The 25,153-nt window shown below is 63.3% G+C and carries 22 protein-coding genes; 11 read left to right on the forward strand and 11 right to left on the reverse strand.

Features of this window, described 5'->3' with window-relative positions; genetic code table 11:
• Nucleotides 1-28: 28 nt before the first annotated feature.
• The 3 genes from hemL to J3P94_RS04420 are packed head-to-tail and all read right to left on the reverse strand — an operon-like array spanning nucleotide 29 to nucleotide 2,779.
• Complete coding sequence (gene hemL, locus J3P94_RS04410; protein WP_434571634.1) at nucleotides 29-1,312, reverse strand: glutamate-1-semialdehyde 2,1-aminomutase; 1,284 nt, start codon at nucleotides 1,310-1,312, stop codon at nucleotides 29-31.
• A 27-nt stretch (nucleotides 1,313-1,339) separates the two neighbouring features.
• Entirely contained in the window at nucleotides 1,340-1,966 is a 627-nt protein-coding gene (gene thiE / locus J3P94_RS04415) for a thiamine phosphate synthase (RefSeq protein WP_434571635.1), read from the reverse strand.
• Nucleotides 1,967-1,981: 15 nt separating this feature from the next.
• Nucleotides 1,982-2,779, reverse strand: coding sequence for a hydroxymethylpyrimidine/phosphomethylpyrimidine kinase (locus J3P94_RS04420; protein ID WP_434571636.1), 798 nt, complete (start codon nucleotides 2,777-2,779; stop codon nucleotides 1,982-1,984).
• A 406-nt stretch (nucleotides 2,780-3,185) separates the two neighbouring features.
• Between J3P94_RS04420 and J3P94_RS04425 the strand changes: the two genes are divergently transcribed.
• The 4 genes from J3P94_RS04425 to J3P94_RS04440 all read left to right on the forward strand — a co-directional run bounded on the left by J3P94_RS04425 (nucleotide 3,186) and on the right by J3P94_RS04440 (nucleotide 9,680).
• Nucleotides 3,186-5,570: a hybrid sensor histidine kinase/response regulator gene (locus J3P94_RS04425; RefSeq protein ID WP_434571638.1), complete on the forward strand. Its 2,385-nt coding sequence runs from the start codon at nucleotides 3,186-3,188 to the stop codon at nucleotides 5,568-5,570.
• Between the two features lie 73 nt (nucleotides 5,571-5,643).
• Nucleotides 5,644-7,293, forward strand: a complete 1,650-nt coding sequence (locus J3P94_RS04430) for an acyl-CoA dehydrogenase family protein (protein WP_434571640.1) — start codon at nucleotides 5,644-5,646, stop codon at nucleotides 7,291-7,293.
• Nucleotides 7,294-7,468: 175 nt separating this feature from the next.
• A complete protein-coding gene (amn, locus tag J3P94_RS04435; protein ID WP_434574090.1) occupies nucleotides 7,469-8,968 on the forward strand; it encodes an AMP nucleosidase in 1,500 nt (499 codons plus the stop codon).
• A gap of 145 nt (nucleotides 8,969-9,113) precedes the next feature.
• On the forward strand, nucleotides 9,114-9,680 hold the full coding sequence (locus tag J3P94_RS04440) for a pseudouridine synthase (RefSeq protein ID WP_434574092.1): 567 nt from the start codon (nucleotides 9,114-9,116) through the stop codon (nucleotides 9,678-9,680).
• On the opposite strand, the gene J3P94_RS04445 is transcribed toward J3P94_RS04440, so the two are convergent.
• Together J3P94_RS04445 and J3P94_RS04450 are read right to left on the reverse strand one after the other, a co-directional pair.
• A complete protein-coding gene (locus J3P94_RS04445; RefSeq protein ID WP_305498615.1) occupies nucleotides 9,675-9,884 on the reverse strand; it encodes a DUF2788 domain-containing protein in 210 nt (69 codons plus the stop codon). The genes J3P94_RS04440 and J3P94_RS04445 overlap by 6 nt on opposite strands.
• 225 nt (nucleotides 9,885-10,109) lie before the next feature.
• Nucleotides 10,110-10,589 carry an Lrp/AsnC family transcriptional regulator gene (locus tag J3P94_RS04450; RefSeq protein WP_305498616.1) on the reverse strand — a complete coding sequence of 160 codons (480 nt, stop codon included), beginning with the start codon at nucleotides 10,587-10,589 and terminating at the stop codon, nucleotides 10,110-10,112.
• 414 nt (nucleotides 10,590-11,003) lie between these two features.
• On the opposite strand from J3P94_RS04450, the gene J3P94_RS04455 reads away from it, so the two are divergent.
• Nucleotides 11,004-11,984: a DUF6515 family protein gene (locus tag J3P94_RS04455; RefSeq protein ID WP_434571643.1), complete on the forward strand. Its 981-nt coding sequence runs from the start codon at nucleotides 11,004-11,006 to the stop codon at nucleotides 11,982-11,984.
• A gap of 44 nt (nucleotides 11,985-12,028) precedes the next feature.
• On the opposite strand, the gene J3P94_RS04460 is transcribed toward J3P94_RS04455, so the two are convergent.
• Both J3P94_RS04460 and J3P94_RS04465 read right to left on the reverse strand, forming a co-directional pair.
• On the reverse strand, nucleotides 12,029-12,922 hold the full coding sequence (locus J3P94_RS04460; RefSeq protein ID WP_434571644.1) for a cation diffusion facilitator family transporter: 894 nt from the start codon (nucleotides 12,920-12,922) through the stop codon (nucleotides 12,029-12,031).
• A gap of 27 nt (nucleotides 12,923-12,949) precedes the next feature.
• Nucleotides 12,950-13,369 (reverse strand): polyribonucleotide nucleotidyltransferase, encoded by a 420-nt coding sequence (locus tag J3P94_RS04465; protein ID WP_434571645.1) that lies wholly within the window; start codon nucleotides 13,367-13,369, stop codon nucleotides 12,950-12,952.
• 95 nt (nucleotides 13,370-13,464) lie between these two features.
• On the opposite strand from J3P94_RS04465, the gene hrpB reads away from it, so the two are divergent.
• On the forward strand, nucleotides 13,465-15,981 hold the full coding sequence (gene hrpB / locus J3P94_RS04470; protein WP_434571646.1) for an ATP-dependent helicase HrpB: 2,517 nt from the start codon (nucleotides 13,465-13,467) through the stop codon (nucleotides 15,979-15,981).
• A gap of 129 nt (nucleotides 15,982-16,110) precedes the next feature.
• On the opposite strand, the gene J3P94_RS04475 is transcribed toward hrpB, so the two are convergent.
• Nucleotides 16,111-17,190 (reverse strand): endonuclease/exonuclease/phosphatase family protein, encoded by a 1,080-nt coding sequence (locus tag J3P94_RS04475; protein ID WP_434571648.1) that lies wholly within the window; start codon nucleotides 17,188-17,190, stop codon nucleotides 16,111-16,113.
• Complete coding sequence (locus J3P94_RS04480) at nucleotides 17,187-17,846, reverse strand: YciC family protein (RefSeq protein ID WP_434571649.1); 660 nt, start codon at nucleotides 17,844-17,846, stop codon at nucleotides 17,187-17,189. The genes J3P94_RS04475 and J3P94_RS04480 overlap by 4 nt, the downstream gene beginning before the upstream one ends.
• A gap of 175 nt (nucleotides 17,847-18,021) precedes the next feature.
• Between J3P94_RS04480 and J3P94_RS04485 the strand changes: the two genes are divergently transcribed.
• From J3P94_RS04485 to J3P94_RS04505, 5 genes are all read left to right on the forward strand, one after another.
• Nucleotides 18,022-18,792 carry a DUF2076 domain-containing protein gene (locus J3P94_RS04485; RefSeq protein WP_434571651.1) on the forward strand — a complete coding sequence of 257 codons (771 nt, stop codon included), beginning with the start codon at nucleotides 18,022-18,024 and terminating at the stop codon, nucleotides 18,790-18,792.
• Between the two features lie 128 nt (nucleotides 18,793-18,920).
• Complete coding sequence (locus J3P94_RS04490; protein WP_030140338.1) at nucleotides 18,921-19,400, forward strand: NYN domain-containing protein; 480 nt, start codon at nucleotides 18,921-18,923, stop codon at nucleotides 19,398-19,400.
• A gap of 21 nt (nucleotides 19,401-19,421) precedes the next feature.
• A complete protein-coding gene (locus J3P94_RS04495; RefSeq protein ID WP_434571652.1) occupies nucleotides 19,422-20,033 on the forward strand; it encodes a 3'-5' exonuclease in 612 nt (203 codons plus the stop codon).
• Between the two features lie 207 nt (nucleotides 20,034-20,240).
• Nucleotides 20,241-21,143 (forward strand): drug/metabolite exporter YedA, encoded by a 903-nt coding sequence (gene yedA / locus J3P94_RS04500; protein ID WP_434571653.1) that lies wholly within the window; start codon nucleotides 20,241-20,243, stop codon nucleotides 21,141-21,143.
• Between the two features lie 58 nt (nucleotides 21,144-21,201).
• The gene (locus J3P94_RS04505) at nucleotides 21,202-22,539 is read left to right on the forward strand and encodes a DEAD/DEAH box helicase (RefSeq protein WP_434571654.1); all 1,338 of its coding nucleotides are present in this window, start codon (nucleotides 21,202-21,204) and stop codon (nucleotides 22,537-22,539) included.
• 135 nt (nucleotides 22,540-22,674) lie between these two features.
• Here J3P94_RS04505 and J3P94_RS04510 read toward each other — a convergent pair whose 3' ends face one another.
• On the reverse strand, nucleotides 22,675-23,916 hold the full coding sequence (locus tag J3P94_RS04510) for a TIGR03862 family flavoprotein (RefSeq protein ID WP_434574093.1): 1,242 nt from the start codon (nucleotides 23,914-23,916) through the stop codon (nucleotides 22,675-22,677).
• 288 nt (nucleotides 23,917-24,204) lie between these two features.
• Complete coding sequence (locus tag J3P94_RS04515) at nucleotides 24,205-25,125, reverse strand: histone deacetylase family protein (protein WP_434571656.1); 921 nt, start codon at nucleotides 25,123-25,125, stop codon at nucleotides 24,205-24,207.
• Nucleotides 25,126-25,153: the final 28 nt, after the last annotated feature.

Raw genomic sequence — 25,153 nt, forward strand, 5'->3', positions numbered from 1 at the left:
TGTCAGCCAGCGTCAGTCGTCCACACGTTTACTTCAGCGCAGCAAAGGCCCGCTCGGCAGCGTCGAGGGTGATCTTCAACTCGGCCTCGCCATGGGCGATGGAGGTGAAGCCGGCTTCGAACGCGCTTGGCGCCAGGTAGACGCCACCCTCGAGCATCAGGTGGAAGAAGCGCTTGAAGCGGTCGGCGTCGCTGGCCATCACGTCGTCGAAGGTCACGATGTCATCGGCGCCACTGAAGTACAGGCCGAACATGCCGCCGGCCTGGGTGGTCACGAACGGGATGCCTGCCGCATCGGCGCGTACTTGCAAGCCGTCGAGCAGGCGAGTGGTGAAGTCGCTCAGCTCGGCGTGGAAACCCGGACGGCTGATCAGGCGCAGGGTGGTCAGGCCGGCGGCCATGGCCAGCGGATTGCCCGACAAGGTCCCGGCCTGGTAGACCGGGCCCAGCGGGGCGATGCATTCCATGATCGCGCGCTTGCCGCCGAAGCAGCCTACCGGCATGCCGCCGCCGATGATCTTGCCGAAGGTGCTCAGGTCCGGCGTTACGCCGTAATGAGCCTGGGCACCGCCGAGGGCGACGCGGAAGCCGGTCATCACTTCGTCGAAAATCAGCACCACGCCGTGCTGGTCGCACAGGCTGCGCAGGCCTTCGAGGAAACCTGGCGCTGGCGGCACGCAGTTCATGTTGCCGGCCACCGGCTCGACGATGATGCAGGCCACTTCCTGGCCGACTTCCCCGAGCATTTTCTCGACTTCTTCGAGGTCGTTGAACGGCAGGGTCAGCGTGTGTTTGGCAAATGCCGCCGGTACGCCCGCCGAGCTGGGCACGCCTTGGGTCAGCGCGCCTGAGCCGGCCTTGACCAGCAGGCTGTCCGAGTGACCGTGGTAGCAGCCTTCGAATTTGATGATGCTGTCGCGCCCGGTGTAGCCGCGCGCCAGGCGGATCGCGCTCATGGTCGCCTCGGTGCCGGAACTGACCATGCGCACCATTTCCATCGATGGCACGATGGAGCAGACCAGATCGGCCATTTCGGTTTCCATCGCGGTCGGCGCGCCATAGGACAAGCCGTGCTCCAGTTGCTTGCGCACCGCGTCCAGCACGTCCGGATGGCTGTGGCCGAGGATCATCGGGCCCCACGAACCCACGTAGTCGACGTAGCGCTTGTCGTCTTCGTCGGTGACATACGCGCCCTCGGCGTGCTTGAAGAACAGCGGGGTGCCGCCGACGCTCTTGAACGCACGAACAGGTGAATTCACGCCGCCGGGGATGTGTTTCTGAGCGTTGGCAAACAGGGTTTCGGAACGGGACATGGTAGGGCTCTCGAAATCGGGAAATGACTATTTGGTTTGCAGCAGGTCGTTGAAGGCGCGGGCGCGGCGCGTCACCTCAGCCGTGCTGTCGGCGCCGAACAGGCCATGGACCACCGCGAGCAGGTCGACGCCATGGGCCACCAGCGGGGCGGCGTTTTCCAGAGTGATGCCGCCGATGGCGCACACCGGTATATGCAGTTTGATACGGGTCTGTTCGAGCAGTTCAAGGTTTGCGGCGGGCGCCCCGGGCTTGGTATTGGAATTGAAGAAGCGCCCGAACGCGACGTAGCTGGCGCCTTCCCGGACGGCCTGTTCGGCCAGTTCCAGGCTGGCGTGGCAAGTGGCGCCGACGATTGCCTTGTGCCCCAGCAACGCCCGCACCGGCGCCAGCGGGCCATCGGTCTGGCCCAGGTGGACGCCGACGCCGAGGCGTGCGGCCAGTTCGGCGTCATCGTTGATGATCAATTGGGTCTTGTAGCGCTCGCACAGGTTGCGCAGCGCCTCGGCCTCGCGCAAGCGCCGGGCCTCGTCGCTGCTTTTGTCGCGGTATTGCAGCAGGGTCACGCCACCTTCCAGCGCGGCTTCCACATAGGCGAGGAACTTGCCGGCCAGCAACTGGCTGTCGGTGACGGCATAAAGGCCACGTAATTTCATTCCACGGCTCCTTTGCTACGAGCAGAAATCCAGCGGCAGGCGACGCGGGACGAACTGGCCTTTGCCCAGTTGTTCGGCATCGCGCAGGGTTCGCCAGGTGTAATCCAGCGCGGTCTTCACCGCGCTGGCGAGCTGTTCACCCTGGGCCAGCCGGCCGGCCAGGGCGCTGGCCAGGGTGCAGCCGGAACCGTGATAGCTGCCGGGCAAGCGCTGGCAGGTGAAGGTCTCGCGGCGTCCGTCGCGGCTGTACAGGCGATTGTGGACTTCATGTTCATCGCCGTGACCGCCGGTGATCAGCAGGTGCTTGACGAAGGGCAGCAGTTTTTCGGCGCATTCATCGGCGCTGCCTTCCGGCAGTTCGGCGAGAATGCGTGCTTCAGGAAGGTTGGGCGTGGCGATGATCGCCAGCGGCAGCAGGCGCTCGCGCATGGCGTAGCCGACTTCATCCTTGCCCAGCCGTCCGCCACCACCGGCGCGCAGCACCGGGTCGCAGACCATCGGCAGATGTGGATGCGCCTGGAGCAGCTCGACCACTGTGTCGACCATCTCCAGCGAACCGAGCATCCCCAGCTTGACCGCCGCGACGGGCGAATCGTTGAGCACGGCATTGGCCTGGGCCAGCACCCACTCGCGATCGAGTACGCGGAAATCGCTGACATTGACCGTGTCTTGCACGGTCAACGCGGTAACGGCCGGGGCGGCATGACAACCCTGGGCGAGCAGGGCTTCGATATCTGCCTGCAAGCCGGCGCCACCACTGGGGTCGTGGCCGGAGAGACAGAGGACAACGGGGCGGGAGTTGTAGATATTCATGGTGCGCGAGCTTATCACCAAACCCCATTTATCGGTGATCGGGCTCTGAGGGTTTTACGCGACGTTTCCTGCTGGCGACTATTTTTGTGGCGAGGGAGCTTGCTCCCGCTGGGGCGCGAAGCGACCCCGAGATATTGCGGTCGCTACGCAACCGAGCGGGAGCAAGCTCCCTCGCCACGAATGGCCCGCCAGTACCAACCTGACCAAAGCAACAGCTCTATCTCAACGCTTGGCGCTGAGACGCCCGTGCTAGAGCCTTTTGTCGGAAAAATTTCAATGGTGCAAATTGGCCATCAACGGCTATGCTACGGATGGATCCAACCAATAACAGGTAATGCCGGTTTTACGTCTACTCAGGGAATGGGGGGCTTCCTGACTCAACCGGACAGGCCACGCTGGGGCTTTAATGCGCTATTTGCTGATGTTGCTGCTGTGCTTGTCCCCCTTGGCAAGCGCCCTTGAATTCGATGAATCTACCCGAAGCCTGCCTTTGGGCCATGCCTTGCAGGTGTTTGAAGACGCCAGCGGCACGGCCACCCTCGAGGATGTCCTGGCCCAGGCCGCGGCTGGGCGCTTCAAACCCCACGACCAGGCCACGCTGAACGCAGGGTATTCGCGCTCGGCGTTCTGGCTGAAGATCGACTTGCACTACCGCCCGGGCAATCCCGGCGCCCAGCGCACCTGGCTGTTGGAGTTGGCGTATCCGCCGCTGGACCGCCTGGACCTGTATCTGGCCGATGCGCAAGGTGCCTATCGCCTGGTTCGCCAGACCGGCGATGCCTTGCCGTTCGCCAGTCGCGAGGTGCGCCAGAACAACTACCTGTTCAGCCTGGATTTCCAACCCGATCAACGCCAGACCGTGTATCTGCGCCTGCAAAGCCAGGGCTCGATCCAGGCTCCGTTGACGCTCTGGTCAAGCACCGCGTACCTGGAACAGCAGCCGGTGCGCCTGTATGTGCTGGGCATCATCTACGGCGTACTGCTGGGGATGCTGGTCTACAACCTGTTCATCTACCTGAGCGTGCGCGACACCAGCTACCTCTATTACATTTTCTATATCGCCTCGTTCGGCCTCTATCAATTGTCGGTCAACGGCGCGGCGGTTGAGTATTTCTGGCCGGACAACCCCTGGTGGGCCAACGCCGCGACGCCGTTTTTCATTGGTTGCGCGGGGGTGTTTGGCAGTCAGTTCGCCCGCAGCTTCCTGCAAACCGCCCAGCACAGCCGCTGGCTCGACCGATTGCTGCTCGCGCTGATTGCCTACGGCGCGGTGGTGGTGGGCCTGTCGTTGATGACCAGCTATGCGCTGGCGCTGCGCCTGGCGACGGCGCTGGCCCTGGTGTTCACCGTGGTGATTTTCGCCGCCGGCTTGTTCGCCTGGTGGCGAGGGCTACGGGTGGCGCGTTATTTCATTATTGCCTGGTCGGCGTTTCTGCTGGGGGGCGTCGTCAATACGATGATGGTGTTGGGTTACCTGCCGAACATCTTCCTGACCATGTATGCCAGCCAGATCGGCTCTGCCATCGAGGTGGCGCTGTTGTCCCTGGCCCTTGCGGACCGCATCAACGCCATGCGCGAACAGCAGGCGCAGACGCTGTTCGACGCCGGGCAGAAACTCGAAGTGCTGAACCAGCAGTTGGCCCAGGGCAACAAGCTCAAGGACGAATTCCTCGCCACGTTGACCCATGAGCTGCGCACGCCGATGAATGGTGTGATCGGTTGCCTGGAACTGATGGAAACCGTCGAGATGGACGAGGAACTCAGCCAGTATCAGCAGACCGCAGCCGGTTCGGCGCGGGACATGATGCGCATGGTCAACGGCATGCTCACCCTCACCGAGTTGCAGGCCGGCAAGCTCAAGGTCTATCCGGCGCCGTTCAGCCTGCGCAGCGTGATAGAGGCTCTGCAGGTGCAGTTTGGCGCCAACGCGGCGGGCAAGGGCCTGGATTTCAAGGTCGACGTAGCGCCCGGCCTGGCGGACCGTTTGTTGGGTGACAGCGGTAAATTGGCCCAGTGCCTGGAATGCCTGCTGGACAATGCCATCAAGTTCACCCGCGTCGGTGGCATCGCGCTGCGGGTCAGTGGCCGGACGTCGGAGCTCGATCGCCTGGTGCTGTCTTTCGCCGTGATCGATACCGGCATCGGCTTTACCGATCTGGGGGAGGCGACCCTGTACCAGCGTTTCTTCCAGCTCGACGGCTCGATGACCCGCGAATACGGCGGCCTCGGCGTCGGCCTGGCGATTTGTCGGCAACTGGTCGAATTGCTCGGCGGGCGCCTGACCCATACCTCGGAGCCGGGGCGCGGCAGTCGTTTCCAGCTGGACGTGGAATTTCACATCGCATTGCCTGTGGCCGTCCCGGCAACGTTTCCTGGCGGCGCACGCCGGGCTGCGCGCTTGCCCCAGGATTGCACGGTGCTGCTGGCCGACGACAACAACATCGACCAACTGGTGATGCGCGGCATGTTGCTCAAGCTTGGCTACCGAGTACGTACCGCCGACAGTGGCCGCGCGGCGCTGGAGCTGCTGCAGGGCGACAGTTTTGACGCGGTGCTGCTCGATTGCCAGTCGACACCATCGGATGGGGTGTCGGTCTGCTGTCAGATCCGCGCGATGTCAGGTTGCGAGGACTTACCCGTGCTGGTGGTCAGCCCGAACGTGGACCAGGCGCATTGCCCTGCGGGTAGCCTGATCGATTACCTGAGCAAGCCGGTGAAATTCGAAGCACTGCAGGCGATTCTGCAACGACGGGTACTTTGTCCGAAACAGGGTGAAAGCGCCGGTATTTAGGCGGATATGCCACTTTGATCGGCCAGGAGGCGGTGCTTAACTGACCTCTGCTGGCCGACCAAGGAGCCCCGTCATGAACCTGCACCAGTTCGCCGAAACCCACGACGTCACCAATCAGCCGCCGTCCCTGGATGGCGCCAACCTGTACCGTATCGACCTGCCGCTGCAAGAATGGTCGCGGCGTTTCGGCGCAGGGTGGGCACAGGCGCGGATCGACGCCTACGGTGCCCTGGCCGGCGGACCGTTGATGGAGGCGGGGTTCCTGGCCAACCAGAACAAGCCGATATTTTCCAGCCACGACCGTTACGGCCATCGTATCGACCTGGTGGAATTTCATCCTGCCTATCACGAGCTGATGCGCACCGCGATCGAACATGGCCTGCCCAGCCTGCCGTGGGCCCACCCGCAACCTGGCGCCCATGTCGCCCGCGCCTCGATGACGTACCTGCACAGCCAGGCCGAAGCAGGCACCGGTTGTCCGTTGACCATGACCTTTGCCAGTGTGCCGGCCCTGCGCCTGCAACCGGACCTGGCCGAGCGCTGGGTGCCGAAAGTGCTCGCCACCGAATACGATCCACGTAACGTCGGTATGGCCCACAAGGCCGGGGTCACTCTCGGTATGGCGATGACCGAGAAGCAGGGCGGCACCGATGTGCGCGCCAACACCACCAAGGCGTATCCGGTAGGCGCCAGCGGCCCGGGCCAGGCCTATGAGCTGGTGGGCCACAAGTGGTTCTGTTCGGCGCCGATGTGCGATGCCTTCCTGACCCTGGCCCAGACCGACAAGGGCCTGACCTGCTTTTTGCTGCCGCGCCACCGCCCGGACGACACCCGCAACCAGTTCTACATCCAGCGTTTGAAAAACAAACTCGGCAATTGCTCCAACGCCTCCAGCGAGGTGGAGTTCCGTGGTGCGCTGGCCTGGATGGTCGGCGAAGAGGGCCGAGGCGTGCCGACGATCATCGAGATGGTCGCCATGACCCGCTTCGATTGCATGGTCGGCTCCAGTGCCCTTATGCGCCAGGCCCTGACCCAGGCCAGTCACCATTGCGCGCACCGCAAGGTCGGCGGCAAGTTGCTGAGTGAGCAGCCCCTGATGCAGAACGTACTCGCCGACCTGGCGCTGGAAAGCGAAGCTGCGTTGGCGCTGAGCTTGCGCATGGGCCGGGCGCTGGATCATCTGAACGATGAGCATGAAGCCAAGTTCGCCCGGCTGGTGACGGCGGTAGGCAAATACTGGATCTGCAAGCGCGCCCCGGCAATGATCAACGAGGCGGCCGAGTGCATGGGCGGTGCCGGCTATGTCGAGGACAGCATCCTGCCGCGCCTGTACCGCGAGGCACCGGTCAATTCGACCTGGGAAGGCTCCGGCAATGTGCAATGCCTTGACATCTTGCGCGCTCTGTCCAAAGAGCCGGGCGTGTTGGAAGTGCTGTTCGACGAACTGGGCGACGGCCATGGGGACAATCGCCTGGCGGCCCATATCGACCGGTTGCACGCAGCGTTCAAGGACACCGATGACATCCAGTATCGTGCCCGGCAATTGACCGAAGACGTCGCCGTCGGCCTGCAAGCCAGGCTGTTGCTGGAAGCGGGGAACAGCGACGTCAGCGATGCCTTCATCGCCAGCCGGCTGGGTTCCACCGGCCGGGTCTACGGCGCGTTGCCCCGCGGCCTGAATGTCGAAGCCATTGTCGCCCGCTCGACCCCGCACGGCTTCTAGGGGTACCGCGAAACCCTTGTGGGAGCGAGCTTGCTCGCGATGGCATAGTCATAGCCAACCGCTGTGGTGGCTGTTACACCGCTATCGCGAGCAAGCTCGCTCCCACAGGGATTGTCGGTGAATGATCGCGCGCGCCAATACGCCACTGTTCCCGTCGGCCCACGATGCAGGCAAGATGAAGGCCTGCAAGTCAGAACACAGGAAGCTGATCGTGACCGAAGCGTTTATTGTCATTCAAACCGCCGAGCAAGCCGTGGACCGGCTGGCGGCCCTGCACGAGCGTGCGACCACCGCGCTGAACCAGGCGCTCAAGCGTTATCTCAAGGACCGCATCGAGCCGGATGCCGAGCAACGCGCATTGTTCCGCTATCCGGCCCTGCGCCTGACCTACCATTGCCATGGCGAAGTCCCGCAGACCACCCGCGCCTACGCCAAGGTCCAGCTGCCGGGCACCTACAGCGTCACCGTCACCCACCCGGCGGCATTTCGAAAATACCTGCTCGAGCAGCTTGTCCCGCTGATGCACGACTTCACCGTCACCGTCGAGGTGGGCGTCAGTGAGCAGAACATTCCGTACCCGTATGTGGTGGAGCAGGGCGATGAACTGGCCGGTTCCGGTGTGACGGCGGCGGTGCTGGCGAGGGTGTTCCCCAGCACCGATCTCTCGGCCGCCACCGATGGCATCGCCGATGGCCTCTACGATTGGGAAAACACCGACCCGCTGCCCCTGGCGCTGTTCGACGCCGCGCGGGTGGATTTCTCCCTGCGCCGGCTCGTGCATTACACCGGCAGCGATTGGCGCCATGTGCAGCCCTGGATTCTGCTGACCAACTATCACCGCTATGTCGACCAGTTCATCGTCCACGGGCTGGAGCAGTTGCGCAGCGATCCGCGTTTCGTGCGCATGGTGCTGCCGGGCAACGTGATCATCGACAAGAACATGGATCACGGTGAAGCCTCGGCCATCGCCGCTGGCGTGGTCTGGCATCGCTACCAGATGCCGGCCTATCACTTGCAAGCCAGCGATGGCCACGGCGTGACCCTGGTGAACATCGGCGTTGGTCCGTCCAATGCCAAGAACATCACCGATCACCTGGCCGTGCTGCGTCCGCATTGCTGGCTGATGATCGGCCACTGCGGCGGCCTGCGTCAGTCCCAGACGATCGGCGATTACGTCCTGGCCCACGCCTACATGCGCCGCGATGGAATCCTCGACCGCGTGGTGCCGCCGAACATCCCGATCCCGGCCCTGGCCGAAGTGCAGCTGGCGCTTCAGCAGGCGGCGGCGAACATTACTGGCGAAAAAGGCGACGAGCTGAAAAAACGCCTGCGCACCGGCACCGTGCTGACTTACGACGACCGCAACTGGGAATTGCGCTGGGCCCAGGAGCGTCCATTGATCAACCTGTCCCGCGCCGTGGCGGTGGACATGGAAAGCGGCACCATCGCTGCCCAGGGTTACCGCTTGCGGGTTCCATACGGCACGTTGCTGTGCGTCTCGGACAAGCCGCTGCACAGCGAGATCAAGCTGCCGGGCTCGGCCAACGCGTTTTATGAGCGGGCGGTCAACCAGCACCTCAAGATCGGGATCGCGGCACTGGACCTGTTGCGCAACGAACTCAACTCGTTGCACTCGCGCAAACTGCGCAGCTTCGACGAGCCGCCGTTCCGCTGATACCGTCCTGAACGGTGGTTATTTAACGGTCGGGCCACTAGCATGTCGGCCTCGACCGTTGGATATTGTTGCCGCCATGCCCCGTGCTCCACGCCCCGCTTCGCGCCGCCCTGGCGCGAAGCCTCCCGCTTCCACCCCGCGCCGTGTGGCCAAGGCGCCGCCGGCCGAAGCGAAACTGATCCTGTTCAACAAGCCTTTTGACGTGCTGACGCAATTCAGCGACGGCGAAGGGCGCGCCACGCTCAAGGATTTCATCGACGTACCGGGCATCTACCCGGCCGGTCGGCTGGACCGCGACAGCGAAGGATTGCTGTTGCTGACCAATGACGGCCAGTTGCAGGCGCGCATCGCCGATCCCAAGCACAAACTGGCCAAGACGTACTGGGTACAAGTCGAGGGTGAGCCGAGCGACGAGCAACTGCAGCGTTTGCGTGATGGGGTCGAGTTGAACGACGGTATGACGCTGCCGGCCGAGGCCCGTCAGCTGGACGAACCGCAATTATGGCCGCGCAATCCACCGGTGCGCTTTCGCAAAAGCGTGCCGACGAGTTGGCTGGAACTGGTGATACGTGAAGGGCGCAACCGCCAGGTGCGGCGGATGACCGCCGCGGTGGGCCTGCCGACCCTGCGTCTGGTGCGGGTCAGGATCGGTGACTGGACGATCGAAGGGCTCGATCAGGGCCAATGGAAAGAGGTACCGGCGCGTTTATAACGAGCCGGATTCGATCAGACCGATGACGACGCTCTTGATGATGAACGCCGCCACGCCCAGGCCAAGCACGAAAAACAGGATGAACGAGCCGAAACGCCCGGCCTTGGATTTTTTCGCCAGGTCCCAGACGATGAACCCCATGAATATGATCAGGATGCTGACCAGCCCGGTCATCATCCACTCTTCGAAAACAGCAGGATCCATCGGCGCACTCCGGCGTGGGCGGGGTTGAAAAGGCAGGGCGAGTATACGGCATGGCGGCGGGGCGCAGGATCGGGCTGCGGCGGTGTGTCGCAGCCCGGATAGTCATGGGCTGCTTTTTGTGGCGAGGGAGCTTGCTCCCGCTCGACTGCGCAGCAGTCGAAACCAGTGGAGATTTGGGGTCGCTGCGCAACCCAGCGGGAGCAAGCTCCCTCGCCACAGAAGCTCTCAGCTGCGCAGGTGGGTAAGCGGCAGCTCGGTACTGTTGAGCACCTGGTTCAGCACAAAACTCGAACGCACGCTGGTGACGCCTTCGATCCGGGTCAGGTGGCCCAGCAGCAGCTTCTGGTAATGATCCATGTCCGGCACCACCACCTTCAGTTGGTAGTCCGCGTCGATGCCGGTCACCAGGCTGCATTCAAGCACTTGCGGCAGGTTGCGGATCGCGGCTTCGAAGGTCTCGAAGCGATCGGGGGTGTGGCGGTCCATGCCAATCAGCACATAGGCCGTCAGGCTCAGGCCGAGCATCTTGCGATCGAGCAGGGCAACCTGGCGGGTGATGTAGCCGTCGTCTTCCAATTGCTTGACCCGCCGCGAGCAGGGGGAGGGCGACAGGCCGATGCGCTCGGCCAATTCCTGGTTCGAGATGCGCGCGTCGCGCTGCAATTCCGCCAGGATGCTCAGGTCGTAACGGTCGAGTTTGCTCATTGAGCGGGCCTTTATCCGGTTAATTGCGGAAGATTATCCATCCAAGGGTAAAAATTGCGCAAGTGGTGTTTATTCAAGCAATATTAGCAATCATCTGTCGGCGCCTCGGGCCTATGCTTACCACCAAGATCACTGCTCGGACAAACAGTCCAGTGCAGCCCGCCCAATCAGGCCGGCTGCGGTCGCAGTACCCATAGGTACTGGCAGACCCCCGAGCTGCACACTGTCCAGAAGACGGCGTGAGGTGAGCCGATGCCACAAGCGTCGCGCACGGACTAGATTCTCAAGGGGAGGCCGACGGGCCTCCCTTTTTTATGCCTGCGAAATAAACCCCGCGCCTGATAACCTGTCGCAGAACCGGCCTGGGCTTTTCCAGTCTTATTTTCAGGCCCCCGAACCGCTGTGAGGAATTTCATGAAGTCGCGCATCTGGCGTTTGGCAGGTGTTGGTCTGTTGTGGGCAAGTGTCAGTGCGCAGGGAATGGCGGATGATCAGCAGAACCGTGGCGGCCCAAACGGTAATGGCCCGGGTTATTCAGGCCAGCCCCGGCCGCAAAGCAACGAGATCATTCGTGGCGATAACAGCCGACAGTTCGAGGTCCAGCCGCAATCTCCAGGTGGGCAACACTACGAGCGTCCACCGCAGGACCCCAACGTACACAACCGCCCGCCGCAACAGCAACCGGGCAACAATCTGCCGATCCAGGGCCGGCCCGACAGCGTGACCCAGACCCAGGAGCCGCGACCGGGCTACTACCGCGACATTCCACGGCGCAACGACGGTTATCCGAACGGCGGGCCGCGTCCAGGCCACGACAACCGGCCCGATCAGCACTGGCCCGGTCGGCCGGACGGCCATGGCAACGGTTGGGGGCAGGGGCCGCAATATCGGCCAGGGTATGTGATCGATCGTTTCCCGGATCGGAATTACCGCGTGCCTTATCGCGGCCAGGATTATTTTTACTCGGGTGGCTACTGGTATCGCCCGCAAGGGCCGCGTTATGTCGTGGTGCAGCCGCCTCGGGGCATTCGTACCCGCTATCTGCCCGATTATGCCCGTGAGGTCTGGATCGGCAGCTCGCTGTTTTTCCTCGCCGCCGGTGCCTATTACATTTATGAGGCCAACACCCGGGATTACGTCGTGGTCGAGGCGCCGGTCGCCAATCCGCAGCCGCAGCCCCAGGGCAACAGCTTCGACGTGGTGGCTTATCCGGCCAACGGCCAGTCGCCCGAGCAGGTCAACCAGGACGGCTACGATTGCTATCGCTGGGCGGTGCAGCAGAGTGGTTTCGACCCGCGCACCTATACCTACCCACCGGCGCCGGAAGTGGTGCAGACCTATCGCCGGGCCCAAGGTGATTGCTTGAGCAGTCGTGGGTATCAGGTGACGTACTGATTACTCGAAATAGAAAAAACAGCTCCCTCGCCACGGTGACGGCATCAAGCGTCGGTGCGCTTTACTACCTCCAACGGATCGGCATGCACCAGCACCTCGGCCTTCGGATAAGCGCGATGGATCGCATCGGCGGCCTGGTCGCTGATGCCGTGGGCCACTGACAGGGTCAGCTCGCCCGGCAATTCCAGGTGCAACTGCACGAACCAGTGGTTGCCGGAGATTCGTGTGCGCAGGTCATGGGCGCCGACCACGCCGGGCACCGCGCAGGCCAGTTCGAGCATGTGCTGGCTGACGTCCGGCGGCAGCTCTTCATCCATCAGCACGGCGAAGCTTTCCCGGGCAATCTGCACTGCGCTCCAGAGGATGTACGCGGCGATGCCCAGGCCGAACCAGGCATCGAGCTGGTACCAGCCGAACCCTGCCAGGACCAAGGCCACCAGGATGCTGCCGTTGAGCAACAGGTCCGAGCGGTAGTGTAGCGAGTCGGCGCGCACGGCGTTGGAGCCGGTGGCGCGCACGACCCGATGCTGCAACGCCAGCAGCGCCAGGGTCAGTGCCAGGGAAAACACGATCACGCCGACGCTGAGCCAGGGCGCCTCGACCGGCAGCGGCTGCTTGAGTCGTTCGTATGCCTGCAACGCGATCAGCACCGCACTGCCGCCGATGAAGAGTGCCTGGGCCATGCCGGCCAACGATTCAGCCTTGCCATGCCCGTAGCGATGATCATCATCCGCCGGTCGCAGGGCGTAATGCACCGCCAGCAGATTGAGCAACGAGGTGACGCCGTCCAGCGCCGAGTCGGTCAGGCCGGCGAGCATGCTCACCGAGCCGCTGAGCCACCAGGCCAGCGCCTTGGCAATGATCAGAATGCACGCCACGGCCACCGATGCGCGGGTGGCCAGGCGTAGCAGGCGAGCATGTTCGGCGCTGGTGGTCATGGCGCGGTCTTCCTTGGGCTGCGCCTCTTACGCGGCGGGTACGAGACCGAGCGTGGCCAGTTGTTGCACGTTGCCCTTATGCTGGATCAGGCGCGGGTCGTCCAGCGGGAAGCTGCGGCCCAGCTCGCGCTCCAGGATGGCTTGCAGCTTCTGGTTATTGACCGTGCCGTCGGCGTTGATGGCCGGCTTGAGTTTCTCCGGTTCGATCTGCACGCTTCTGCCCGGCTCGAAATAGATCGCGCCGGTGGCAAAATCCACGGCAAAGGCGATCAGGCCGGGGATGATGTAGAACAGCAGGCCGACGGCGTCGAGCGCGGCGATGGCCGGGTCGATCTTGCCCTCGATCTGGCCGCGACGGTCGGGGTAGAAGATCGAGCCACAGGCGCTGATCTGGGTCAGCAGGCTGGCGACCAGCACGCCGCCGATCACGCGAAAGGGAATACGCATAACAATCTCCTGAGCAGGTAAGGGCGTTGCTGGTTGGAGTCCAGACCACGCTAAACAGTTCGCCGTTATACTCGGCCCTCTGTTTTGGAGCCAGCATGATTTCTTTGCCGATTGATGAAGTTTTACCGGCCCTGCGCCAAGCCTTGGCGTCGCGCCACGAAGCGGTGCTCGAAGCGCCCCCCGGTGCCGGTAAGACCACCCGTGTTCCCTTGGCCCTGTTGAACGAGCCGTGGCTGGCCGGGCAGACCATTCTGATGCTCGAACCCCGGCGCCTGGCGGCACGGGCGGCGGCCGAGCGCCTGGCCAGCGAACTGGGGGAAAAGGTCGGCGAAACCGTGGGCTATCGGATTCGCCTCGACAGCAAGGTCGGGCCGAAAACCCGCATTGAAGTGGTCACCGAAGGCATCCTCACCCGTCGCCTACAGGATGACCCGGCACTGGATGGCGTGGGGCTGTTGATTTTCGATGAATTCCACGAGCGCAGCCTAGACGCCGACCTTGCCTTGGCCTTGAGCCTCAATGGCCGTGAGCTGTTTCGCGAAGACCAACCGCTGAAAATCCTGCTGATGTCCGCGACCCTGGAAGGCGAGCGCCTGGCCGGGTTGCTGGACGATGCGCCGATCCTGCGCAGCGAAGGACGCATGTTCCCGGTGACGGTGCGCTGGGGCCGGCCATTCCAGCCCGGCGAATTCATCGAGCCGCGACTGGTGCAGACCCTCCTCGAAGCGCTGCACGACGAAACCGGCAGCGTGCTGGTGTTCCTGCCGGGGCAGGCGGAGATTCGCCGCGTTCATCAACAATTGGCCGAAGCCTTGGGCGAGGGCGGCAACGTGTTGCTGTGTCCGCTGCATGGCGAGCTGGACCTGACCGCCCAGCGCGCCGCCATCGATCCGGCGCCGCCCGGCCAGCGCAAAGTGGTGCTCGCTACCAACATCGCCGAGACCAGCCTGACCATCAACGGTGTGCGGGTAGTGGTCGATGCCGGGCTTGCCCGCGTACCGCGCTTCGACCCGGGCAGTGGCATGACCCGCCTCGACACCCAGCGCATCTCCCGCGCCAGCGCCACCCAGCGTGCCGGCCGGGCCGGGCGACTGGAGCCGGGGGTGTGTTACCGGTTGTGGTCCGAAGACCAGCATGAACAGCTGGCGGCCTACGACAGCGCCGAGATTCTCTCGGCGGACCTGGCCGGGCTGGCCCTGCAATTGAGCCGCTGGGGCGTGACGCCGCAGCAGTTGACGTGGCTCGACGTCCCGCCAACCGCCGCGTATGCCCAGGCGCGGGATTTATTGCAGCGCCTGGGTGCGCTGGACGGTGGACAACTGACTCGGCACGGCCAGGCCATGGCCGAGCTGCCGGCCCATCCGCGCATCGCGCGCTTGCTGCTGCGGGGCCAGGCGCTGGGGCTGGCGGACATGGCCTGCAATGTCGCGGCGCTGTTGGGCGAGCGCGACATTCTTCGAGGCGCCGGCGCGGATTTGCACAGTCGCCTGGCGTTGCTGTCCGGCGAGGAACGAGCGGCACGCGGCGCTCAGGGCGGTGTGCAGCGGGCGCGGCAATTGGCCCGGCAATATCGTGGCTACTTGCGCGGCAAGGCCGAGGAAGCTGTCGCCGATCCCGAGCATCCGCGCTGGCTCGGCGCGCTGTTGGCGCTGGCCTATCCGGATCGCGTCGCGCAACAGCGGCGACCCGGCGGCGCGGAATATCGCCTGGCGAATGGGCGCGCGGCGCTGTTTGCCGAGGCCGATAGCTTGATGAAGCAACCGTGGTTGGTGATTGCCGAACTGGGCAGTCGCCAAGGCCAGCGGGAAGAACGGATCTACCTGGCGACGGATTTCGATCCGGTGCTGTTCGATTCGGTGCTGGCAGAGCAAGTACGTACCGAAGACCAACTGGATTGGGACGAGCGCGAAGGCGTGCTGCGGGCCGAGCGTCAGCGCAAGGTCGGTGAACTGGTACTCAGCCGTGAGCCATTGACCGGCCTGGATGAATCTGCCCGCTGCCGGGCGCTGGTCAACCTGGTACGACGCAAGGGGTTGGAGTTGTTGCCGTGGACGCCGGAGCTGCGTCAGTGGCAGGCGCGGGTGGCGCTGTTGCGTCGGCTCGACCTGGATACCAAGGGCGACAGCGAGTGGCCGGACGTCAGCGATGCGGCGTTGCTGCTCAGTCTTGAAGACTGGTTGATGCCGTATCTGGGCCGGGTGTCGCGCCTTAGTCATTTTGCCAACCTGGATCTGTCGAGCATCGTCCGTAACCTGTTGCCCTGGCCTCTGCCGCAAAGGCTGGACGAACTCGCGCCGCAGCACTTGAGCGTGCCTTCCGGTTCATCGATTCGCCTGGATTACAGCGAACACCCACCTATTCTGGCGGTGCGCTTGCAGGAGCTTTTCGGCCTGGCCGACACCCCGCGTATCGCCGGTGGTCGGCAGGTGGTCAAGCTGCACCTGCTATCGCCCGCGCGCCGACCAGTGCAAGTGACCCAGGACCTGGCGAACTTCTGGCGCAGTACTTACGCCGAGGTGAAGAAGGATCTCAAGGGACGGTATCCCAAGCACTACTGGCCGGACGACCCGCTGGTGGCGGAGGCGACGGCGCGGGCCAAGCCGCGTAAGTGAAAAGATCCGACACTTAGCCCCTGTGGGAGCGAGCCTGCTCGCGATGGCGGTAGGTCAGCAGCATCACATTAACTGACACACCGCTATCGCGAGCAAGCTCGCTCCCACAGGGATATTCGGTGAGCTTGACTACGGGGTAGCCGGCAACAGAAACCGCGCGATCACCGGCAAATGATCGGAAATGCGCAACGTATCGTCCTGCCGGACCTGGGCTTCGACCCGTTTGAGGCGGGGGCTGTAGAACAGGTAATCGACGGTCCGGTCGGGGCCGTTGAGGCCGGGATCGTTGGGGTAGTGGGTCAGCCAGTTTGCGCGGTCGATGCCGCTGGCCTCGTTGTTGGTGGGGATCATCGGATATTTGTCCCACAGCAGATGCAATTCGCTGTCGGCGGAGTAGGGGGAGCGTTGCTCGGTGGGCAGGCGTCGGTATTGGCCCAGGGGTAACAGGTTGAAGTCTCCCCCGCTCAGCCAGGGAGTGCCGGCGGATTCAAGCTTGTCCAGGGCCTTGGCTATCGCGCTGACTTGCGCGCGCGCAGTGTCGTCCGGCTGGGTGGCCCGCTCCAGATGTGTATTGAGCACCGCCAGTTGGCCGCCGCCGCTCAGGGGCAGGTAACTCACCAGCAAGGCATTTTTCGGCTGGAACTGGCGGGTGATGAAGTTCGCCTCGGCCACGGGCAATTGCACCCGCTCGGCGTGGTCGATGCGATAGCGGCTCAGCGTCGCCAACTGGCGGCCAACGCTGCCGAAGATATGTGGGGTGGGAATGAAATCGGCTTTCCAGTCAAAAGCGCTGGTGCCGCAGGGATAGAGGTCGGCCAGCCGCTCCTGCAAGAGCTTGAGCTGGTTCTGGTAGTCGCTGGCCTTGGCGCCGTTGTCGAGTTCCTGCAATAGCACCACGTCCGGCTGCTCGTCGCGAATGACCCGTGCCACTTCGTCGAGGCTGAAGGCCATGTCTTCCGGGGTCGGGCTTTCATCGTCGCCCTCGGCCAGGTCGTGCCAGAACACGTAGCGCTTGCCAGCCAGGAACTGGACGTTCCAGGTCATCACCTTCAGGGCTTGGCCGGGCACCAGCGACGGGGCGTTCGCGGCGCAGCTGACGGGCATCGCTTCCCGGGCCTGTGGGCGCCAGGTCGGGCCATAGATGGAAAAGGCTCCAATGCCGACGAGCAACAACAGGCCCAACAAGACGTATCGCAGCAGACGGGTCATGGCTCGGGTTTTTCTGCAATCAACATGAACATTCGGAACAGCACCACGGTGGTGAACAGTTGCAGGAAACTGTGGACGCTGTCGATCAGCAAACTGATGAAGGGGTTCTGCGGCGGCGGATACACCGAGACGCTGGCGCCCTTGAGCAGCCACAACGGGACCATTACGGCGAGGATGCATAACAGGATTCGCCAGAAATTGCCTCGACTTAGGCGCGCGCTTTCCTTCATGGCCGCCAAGGGCGCCATGCCCCGCAAAACCAACAGGTATTCACCGAAGGCGAGGACGACCATCAGCCACAGCCCTGGCAGGAAGTACAAGGAAATGCCTATCAGGATCAGCAAGGTATTAAGGGCGGTCAGCAAGGCGAAACGCGGCCACTGGAGCAGGGCTGCCGCGAGCAGGTCACGGGCACGCGGGGCTTCGCCGCGACTGCGGGCATCGAGAAACAGGATCAACGCCGCGGTATACAGCGGGTACACGAGGAGACCGACGATCACGCTGTAGCCGGAGAAACCGTCGGCGCCGATGGCGCTGTCCACCCCTTGTTGCAGGACCGCCTCAAGTATTACCAGCGGCAGGCACAGCTGGGCGATCCGGCCCAGGTTGCGCTTGAAAAAATACAAGGAGTCACGCAGTACTTCTAACGGATTCATGAGTCGGTATCGAGTTCGAAAAAGCGGTCCGACACTTTAACCGATCAAGCGACCGCACAAGCAAACGTAAACATCAGGTAAAGACCATTGAAAGCTTCCTGCGCAACCCCATTACTGAATCGCACCGGTCTTTGCGACCGGCCTGGTTTTAATCCGGCAATCTGATGAGGTCGCCATGAACAGCGAAGAACAAACCCTGATCGATGGACTGTTTTCACGGCTGCAGCAGGCCGAAAAGGATTCAGCCCCGCGCGACGCCCAGGCCGAGGCGCGGATCAAGGAACACTTGGCCAACCAGCCTGCGGCGGGCTATTTCATGGCCCAGGCGATCCTGGTGCAAGAGGCAGCGATCAAGCGCCTGGACGAGCAGAACAGACAGCTCGCCCAACAGGTCGAGCAATTGCAGGGCGAATTGCAGCAGGCCCGCAGCCAGACTTCGGCGCCAAGCGGCGGCGGTGGTTTCCTTTCGAGCATCTTCGGCGGCAGCAACCGCGGTTCACGACCAGCAAGCGCACCGGCATCCGGCGGTGGCGGCTGGCGCGAACCGGCCAGGCCCTCCTTCAATGCGCCGGCCCAGCCTGGCTTTGGCGCTGCGCCCGGCAACTATGCCGCGCCGCAACAGCAGGCCCCGGCGGCGGGCAGCTTTCTCGGCGGTGCCTTGAAAACCGCAGCGGGCGTGGCCGGTGGTGTGATGCTCGCCCAGGGCATCAGTAGCCTGTTCCACAGCAATCAACCCCAGGAGATCGTCGAGGTCCTCAAGGAAGAGCCGGCCCAGCCGGTCAATGACGCCGCCAACAACGGTGACACCGGTTGGGGCGATGATCAGCGCGTGGCCGACAGCGATAGCGACGGCAACAATAGCTATGGCAACGACCAGGGCGGTTTCAGCGACGCCGACTACAGCGACGATTCGTCCTTGTTCGGTGACGACGACTCTTTCGTCTGATCCGCCGTTCGTCCGGGGCGCCCTGGCGCCTCGGGCCGATTATTCGCGGAACGCTCCTCGAGACTGGCATACTGGGCGACTTTTCGGCCCGGGTGGCCTGCGCGCGTGTGCATTCAAGAGGAAACGCGGTGAAAAAAATCGCAGTATTCGCCGATGTCCAGAACCTCTACTACACCGTGCGCCAGGCCTATGGTTGCCACTTCAACTATGCCGCGCTGTGGGCCGATGTGAGCAAGCAGGGGCAGATCGTCGAGGCCTATGCCTACGCGATCGATCGCGGTGACAGCAAGCAACAGCAGTTCCAGCAGATCCTGCGCAACCTGGGGTTCACCGTGAAACTCAAGCCCTATATCCAGCGCAGCGACGGCTCGGCCAAGGGCGACTGGGACGTGGGCATCACCCTGGACATCATGGACGCCGCCGACCATGTCGACGAGGTGGTCCTGGCCTCCGGTGATGGCGATTTCGACATGTTGCTCGAACGCATCATCAGCAAGCACGGCGTGCAGGCTGTGGCCTATGGGGTACCTGGGTTGACCGCCAACTCGCTGATCCGCGCCGCCAGCCGCTACGTGCCGATCGAAGGCGCGTTGCTGCTCAAGAACTGATTTTCAAGGAGCCCCACCGGTTTGGAACGTATCGCAGTCATCGACTTTGAAACCACCGGCATCACCCCGAGCAGCGGTTGCCGGGCCACCGAAATTGCCGTGGTGATACTTGAGCAAGGCCGGATAGTCGACCGTTACCAGAGCCTGATGAACGCCGGCGTGCGCGTGCCGGCCTTCATCGAGCAACTGACCGGTATCAGCAATGCCATGCTGCGCAGCGCACCGCCAGCGGAAAAGGTCATGAACGAGGTCAACGAATTCGTCGGCATCACGCCGCTGCTGGCTCACAATGCCGCGTTCGACCAGAAGTTCTGGGACTTCGAGCTGGGACGAATCAAGCGCACCCGCCTGCAGAATTTTGCCTGTTCACTGCTGTTGGCCCGACGCCTGATGCCAGCGGCGCCGAACCACAAGCTCGGCACGCTCAATGCTTTCGCCGGCCTGCCCCACACCGGCCAGGCTCACCGGGCCATGGCCGACGCCGAAATGGCCGCCAACCTCACCGCCCACCTGGCCTCGGAGCTGCGGCAAAAGCATGGGTTGCGGGAGCTGTCCCATGACCTGCTGTGCAGCTTGCAGAAGGTGCCGGCAGCGAAGATCAACGAGCATCTCAAGCGCCATCGCGGGTTCTGAACACTGCACAACTCTCCTGTGGGAGCGAGCCTGCTCGCGAAAGCAGTGTGTCAGCCACCACAGATGTTGGCAGGGCGGACGCCTTCGCGAGCAGGCTCGCTCCCACAATGAAAAGTGTATGGCTCGGATAAACAGATTTTGTAACTTAATTTCTGTCGATTGCCTTTTTAGAATGACAGGTTTCATCGTCCTGACTTCGAGCTGAACATGCCTGGCCCACGCCGTTTTCCGTTGCCATTGATCGCTGCCTTCTTCGCTTTGTACGTCATCTGGGGATCGACCTATCTGGTGATTCGCATCGGCGTCGAGCATTGGCCGCCCTTGCTGCTGGCCGGGATTCGTTTCGTGATCGCCGGGTCGTTGATGTATGGCTTCCTGCGCTGGCGCGGGGCACCGGCGCCGACCTGGGCGCAGTGGAAGGCCGGTGCGCTGATCGGGGTGTTGTTGCTGACGTTCGGCAATGGCGCGGTGAGTATCGCCGAGCATATGGGCGTGGCCTCGGGCGTGGCGGCGCTGGCCGTGGCGACGGTGCCTTTGTTTACCTTGCTCTGCGGATATTTCTGGGGCGCGCGTAATACCCGTCTGGAATGGGCCGGGATTGTATTGGGGCTGATCGGTATCGCCATGCTCAACCTCGGTTCCAACCTGCAATCGAGCCCGATGGGGGCGGCCTTGTTGGTGTTTGCGGCGGCTTCCTGGGCCTTCGGCTCGGTGTTGAGCAAACACCTGCCGTTGCCGGCGGGAGCGATGGCCAGCGCCGTGGAGATGCTGGTGGCCGGCGTGGTGCTGTTGATCGGCAGCTTCGCCAGTGGCGAGCGCCTGGAAAGCATGCCGCCGCTGGAAGGCTGGTTCGCGCTGGTCTATCTGATCGGTTTCGGTTCGATCATCGCCTTCAACGCCTACATGTACTTGCTCAAGCATGTGCGTCCGGCCGCAGCCACCAGCTACGCCTATGTCAACCCGGCGGTAGCGGTGTTGCTGGGGATCGTCTTCGCCGGGGAAACCATCGGTATCGAAGAGGCCTTGGCGATGCTGGTGATTATCAGCGCCGTGGTCCTGATCGGGTTGCCGCAGTGGCGCAAGCCCAAGCCCGCACCGGCCGAATCATGATTTAGGGTAAACTGCCGCGCATTGCACACCTTGCGCTGATTTTTCCTACGGTATATCCATGACTTTCGCCACTCTTGGCCTGATCGAACCCCTGCTGCGCGCCCTCGAGACGCTCGGCTACCAGACGCCGACCCCGGTCCAGGCCCAAGCCATGCCGGCGGTGCTCGCCGGTCGCGACCTGATGGCCGCAGCCCAGACCGGCACCGGCAAGACCGCCGGTTTCGCCGTGCCGCTGTTGCAGTTGTTGACCACCGAAGGACCGAAAGTTGCCGCCAACTCGGTGCGCGCGCTGATCCTGGTGCCGACCCGCGAGCTGGCCGAGCAGGTCCACGAAAGCGTGCGCCAGTACGCCCAGAACCTGCCGCTGAGCACCTACGCCGTGTACGGCGGTGTCAGCATCAACCCGCAAATGATGAAGCTGCGCAAAGGCGTCGATCTGTTGGTCGCCACGCCGGGCCGCTTGCTCGACCTGTTCCGCCAGAACGCGCTGAAGTTCAACCAGTTGCAGACCCTGGTGCTGGACGAGGCCGACCGCATGCTCGACCTGGGCTTCTCCGAGGAACTGGCGAACATCTATAAGGCCCTGCCGAAGAAGCGCCAGACCTTGCTGTTCTCGGCGACCTTCTCCGATGCGATCCGCCTACTGGCCGGGCAGATGCTCAACGACCCGCTGAGCATCGAAGTGAGCCCGCGCAACGTGGCCGCCAACACCGTCAAGCAATGGGTGGTGACGGTGGACAAGAAGCGCAAGCCGGAACTGTTCATCCACCTGATGCGCAAGCACAAGTGGAAGCAGGTGCTGGTATTTGCCAAGACCCGCAACGGCGTCGATGCACTGGTGGAAAAACTCCAGGGGCTGGGCGTCAACGCCGATGGCATCCACGGCGACAAACCCCAGGCGACCCGCCAGCGTGCGCTGGATCGTTTCAAGGCCAGCGAAGTGCAGATCCTGGTGGCCACCGACGTCGCGGCCCGTGGCTTGGACATCGAGGACTTGCCGCTGGTGGTGAACTTCGATTTGCCGATCGTCGCCGAGGACTACATCCACCGTATCGGCCGTACGGGCCGTGCGGGTGCCACCGGGCAGGCGATTTCCCTGGTCTGCGCCGATGAAGTGAATCTGCTGTCGGCCATTGAAACCCTGACCCGCCAGGCATTGCCCCGGCAGATGGAACATGATTTCGAACCTGAGCATCGCGTGCCGGAAACCGATGCCAGCGGCCAGGTGATCAAGAAACCGAAAAAGCCGAAGAAACCGAAAGCTTCCGGCGGTGGCGGCAAGCGCAACCTTGGCAAGTGGGTGGACAGTGGCGACTCGGGGCCGGTGGAGCCTTCGGTGAAACCTGTGCGAAAAGTGCCAGTGTTCAATACCGGGCCGCGCAAGCGTAAGCCTTGATGATTTGCTGCGTCGGATAGATTGCTTTCGCGAGCAGGCTCGCTCCCACAAGGGCTCTGTGGTGTTCACCGCTCTGGTGTCCAGCGCCCGATCCCTGTGGGAGCGAGCCCGCTCGCGAAGGCGGCAACAAAGATTTCAAGCCTGGCGCTGTAGCCACTCCACCATCCCCAACCCCGCCGCACGACCGCTGGCAAAGCATGCCGTAAGCAAGTACCCGCCGGTCGGCGCTTCCCAATCGATCATCTCTCCCGCGCAGAAAACGCCGGGCACTTGCTTGAGCATCAGTCGCTCATCGAGTGCTTCGAAAGTCACGCCGCCAGCACTGCTGATGGCTTCGTCCAGCGGACGGGTTTTCACCAGCGTGACCGGCAATGCCTTGATCGCCTGGGCCAGCCGCGCCATGTCGGCAAAACAATCGGCTGAGGTCAGTTCCCGTAACAACGCTGCCTTGACCCCGTCGAGCCCCAACTGGCTGTGCAGATGCTTGGCCATCGAGCGAGAACCGCGCGGCTTGCTTAATGCGAGGAGAATCTTGTCCACAGGCCGGCCCGGCAGCAGGTCCAGGTGAATGGTCGCGCTGCCGTGTTGATTGATGGCCTCACGAATCCGCGCCGACAGCGCATAGATCAGGCTGCCCTCGATGCCGGTGGCGGTGATGACGCATTCGCCGAGGCGTGGCACGTCATCGTCGAGGCCGATGGCAATGTTCTTCAGTGGGGTGCCGGCAAATTTTGCGATCATCAGATCGCTCCAGCCCGGCACATCGAACCCGCAGTTGCTTGGCTGCAAGGGCGCGAGGAGGACGCCGCGCTGTTCCAGCGGCAACATCCAGGCACCGTCGGAGCCCAGGCGTGACCAACTGCCGCCTCCCAGCGCCAATAAGGTCGCGTCGGGCAGCAGGGCCTTTTCCCCGTCCGGGCTGGCAATACGCAGGCTGCCGTCGGCATTCCAGCCAAGCCAGCGGTGGCGCGTATGAATCACCACGCCGGCATCGCGCAGGCGCTTGAGCCAGGCGCGCAGCAGCGGGGCGGCCTTCATATCGGTAGGAAATACCCGCCCGGAGCTGCCGACAAAGGTGTCGATGCCCAGGCCATGAATCCATTCGCACAACTCATCGGCGCCGAATGCCCGCAGCAGCGGGGCGATATTCGGCGTGCGTTCGCCGTAGCGGGAGAGGAACGCCGGGAAAGCTTCCGAGTGAGTGATATTCATGCCGCCGACACCGGCCAGCAGAAATTTCCTGCCCACCGATGGCATGCCGTCGTACAGGTCGACCTGGAGGCCGGCCTGGCTCAACACCTCGGCCGCCATGAGGCCGGCGGGGCCGCCGCCGATGATGGCGATGTTTGGAGTGGAAGGCTTGGTGGTCGAGGTCATGATCGGGCTGTGGGGCAGGAGTAGGCGGGGCATTCTATCAGCACGCTTCACTGATATCCCTGTGGGAGCGAGCTTGCTCGCGATTGCGGTGAACCAGTTACATCAACGCCCCTGAAACACCGCCATCGCGAGCAAGCTCGCTCCCACAAGGGAAGGTGGTGTTTTTCAATAAGAGTGATCAAAAAACAGCCAAGCTCTTGCGAGCTATAGACGGCATAGGTTGCAGGCCCTTTCGCTCAGGTTATCCACAGGCCGCTCCACAGGCATTGTGGGTAACGCACCCCGGCTTCAATGACAACCTGATGACGTCCAGACCTTCTGTGCGCTGTGGTGCAGGATTCCGTGCCGGCGGGCCAGGGCCTTGCGGTCCTTGCTGTAGCCGCCGCCGATCACCCCGACCACCGGAATGTCCCGGCCCAGGCAATGGCGCATGACGCTCTCGTCCCGGGCGGCGAGGCCTTCGTCGGTCAGCTTCAGATAACCGAGGGCATCGTCCTTGTGTACATCGACGCCGGCGTCATAGAGCACCAGATCGGGCTGATAGAGCGGCAGCAGGTAATTGAGCGCGTCATCGACGACTTTCAGGTAGGCGGCGTCCTCCATGCCCATCGGCAGGGGAATATCCCAGTCGCTTTGCGCCTTGCGTGCAGGAAAATTCTTTTCGCAGTGCAAGGAAACTGTCACGGCGTCGGGAGTGTCATGGAGTATTCGAGCCGTACCGTCGCCCTGGTGCACGTCGCAGTCGAAAATCAGCACTCGCGAGACCTGACCGCTGGCGAGGAAATAGCGGCTGATCACCGCCAGGTCATTGAAGATGCAAAATCCGGCCGGGTGGTCGTAGTGGGCGTGGTGCGTACCGCCGGCCAGATGACAGGCCAGTCCGTGTTCGAGGGCCTGCTCGGCGGCCAGCAGTGATCCGCCGACGGCGCGTACCGTTCGGCGAGCCAAGGCTTCGCTCCAGGGCAGGCCGAGGCGCCGTTGGTCTTCGCGGGACAACTCGCCGCCCATGTAGCGTTCGATATAGGCGCGATCGTGGGCCAAGGCAAGGATGTCCGGCGGGCATAGGGCCGGACGCAGCAGGTCCGCGTCCCGGGCCAGGCCGCTGTCCACCAGGTGATCGCGCAGCAGGCGGAACTTGTCCATGGGGAAACGGTGCTCCGCAGGGAATTCGGGGCTGTAGTCTTCGTGGTAGATCAGCGGTAGCGGCATGGTGTTTTCAGTGGCGGGTGAGTGACGG

The organism is Pseudomonas sp. Z3-8, from assembly GCF_051131975.1.
Taxonomy (GTDB): Bacteria; Pseudomonadota; Gammaproteobacteria; order Pseudomonadales; family Pseudomonadaceae; genus Aquipseudomonas.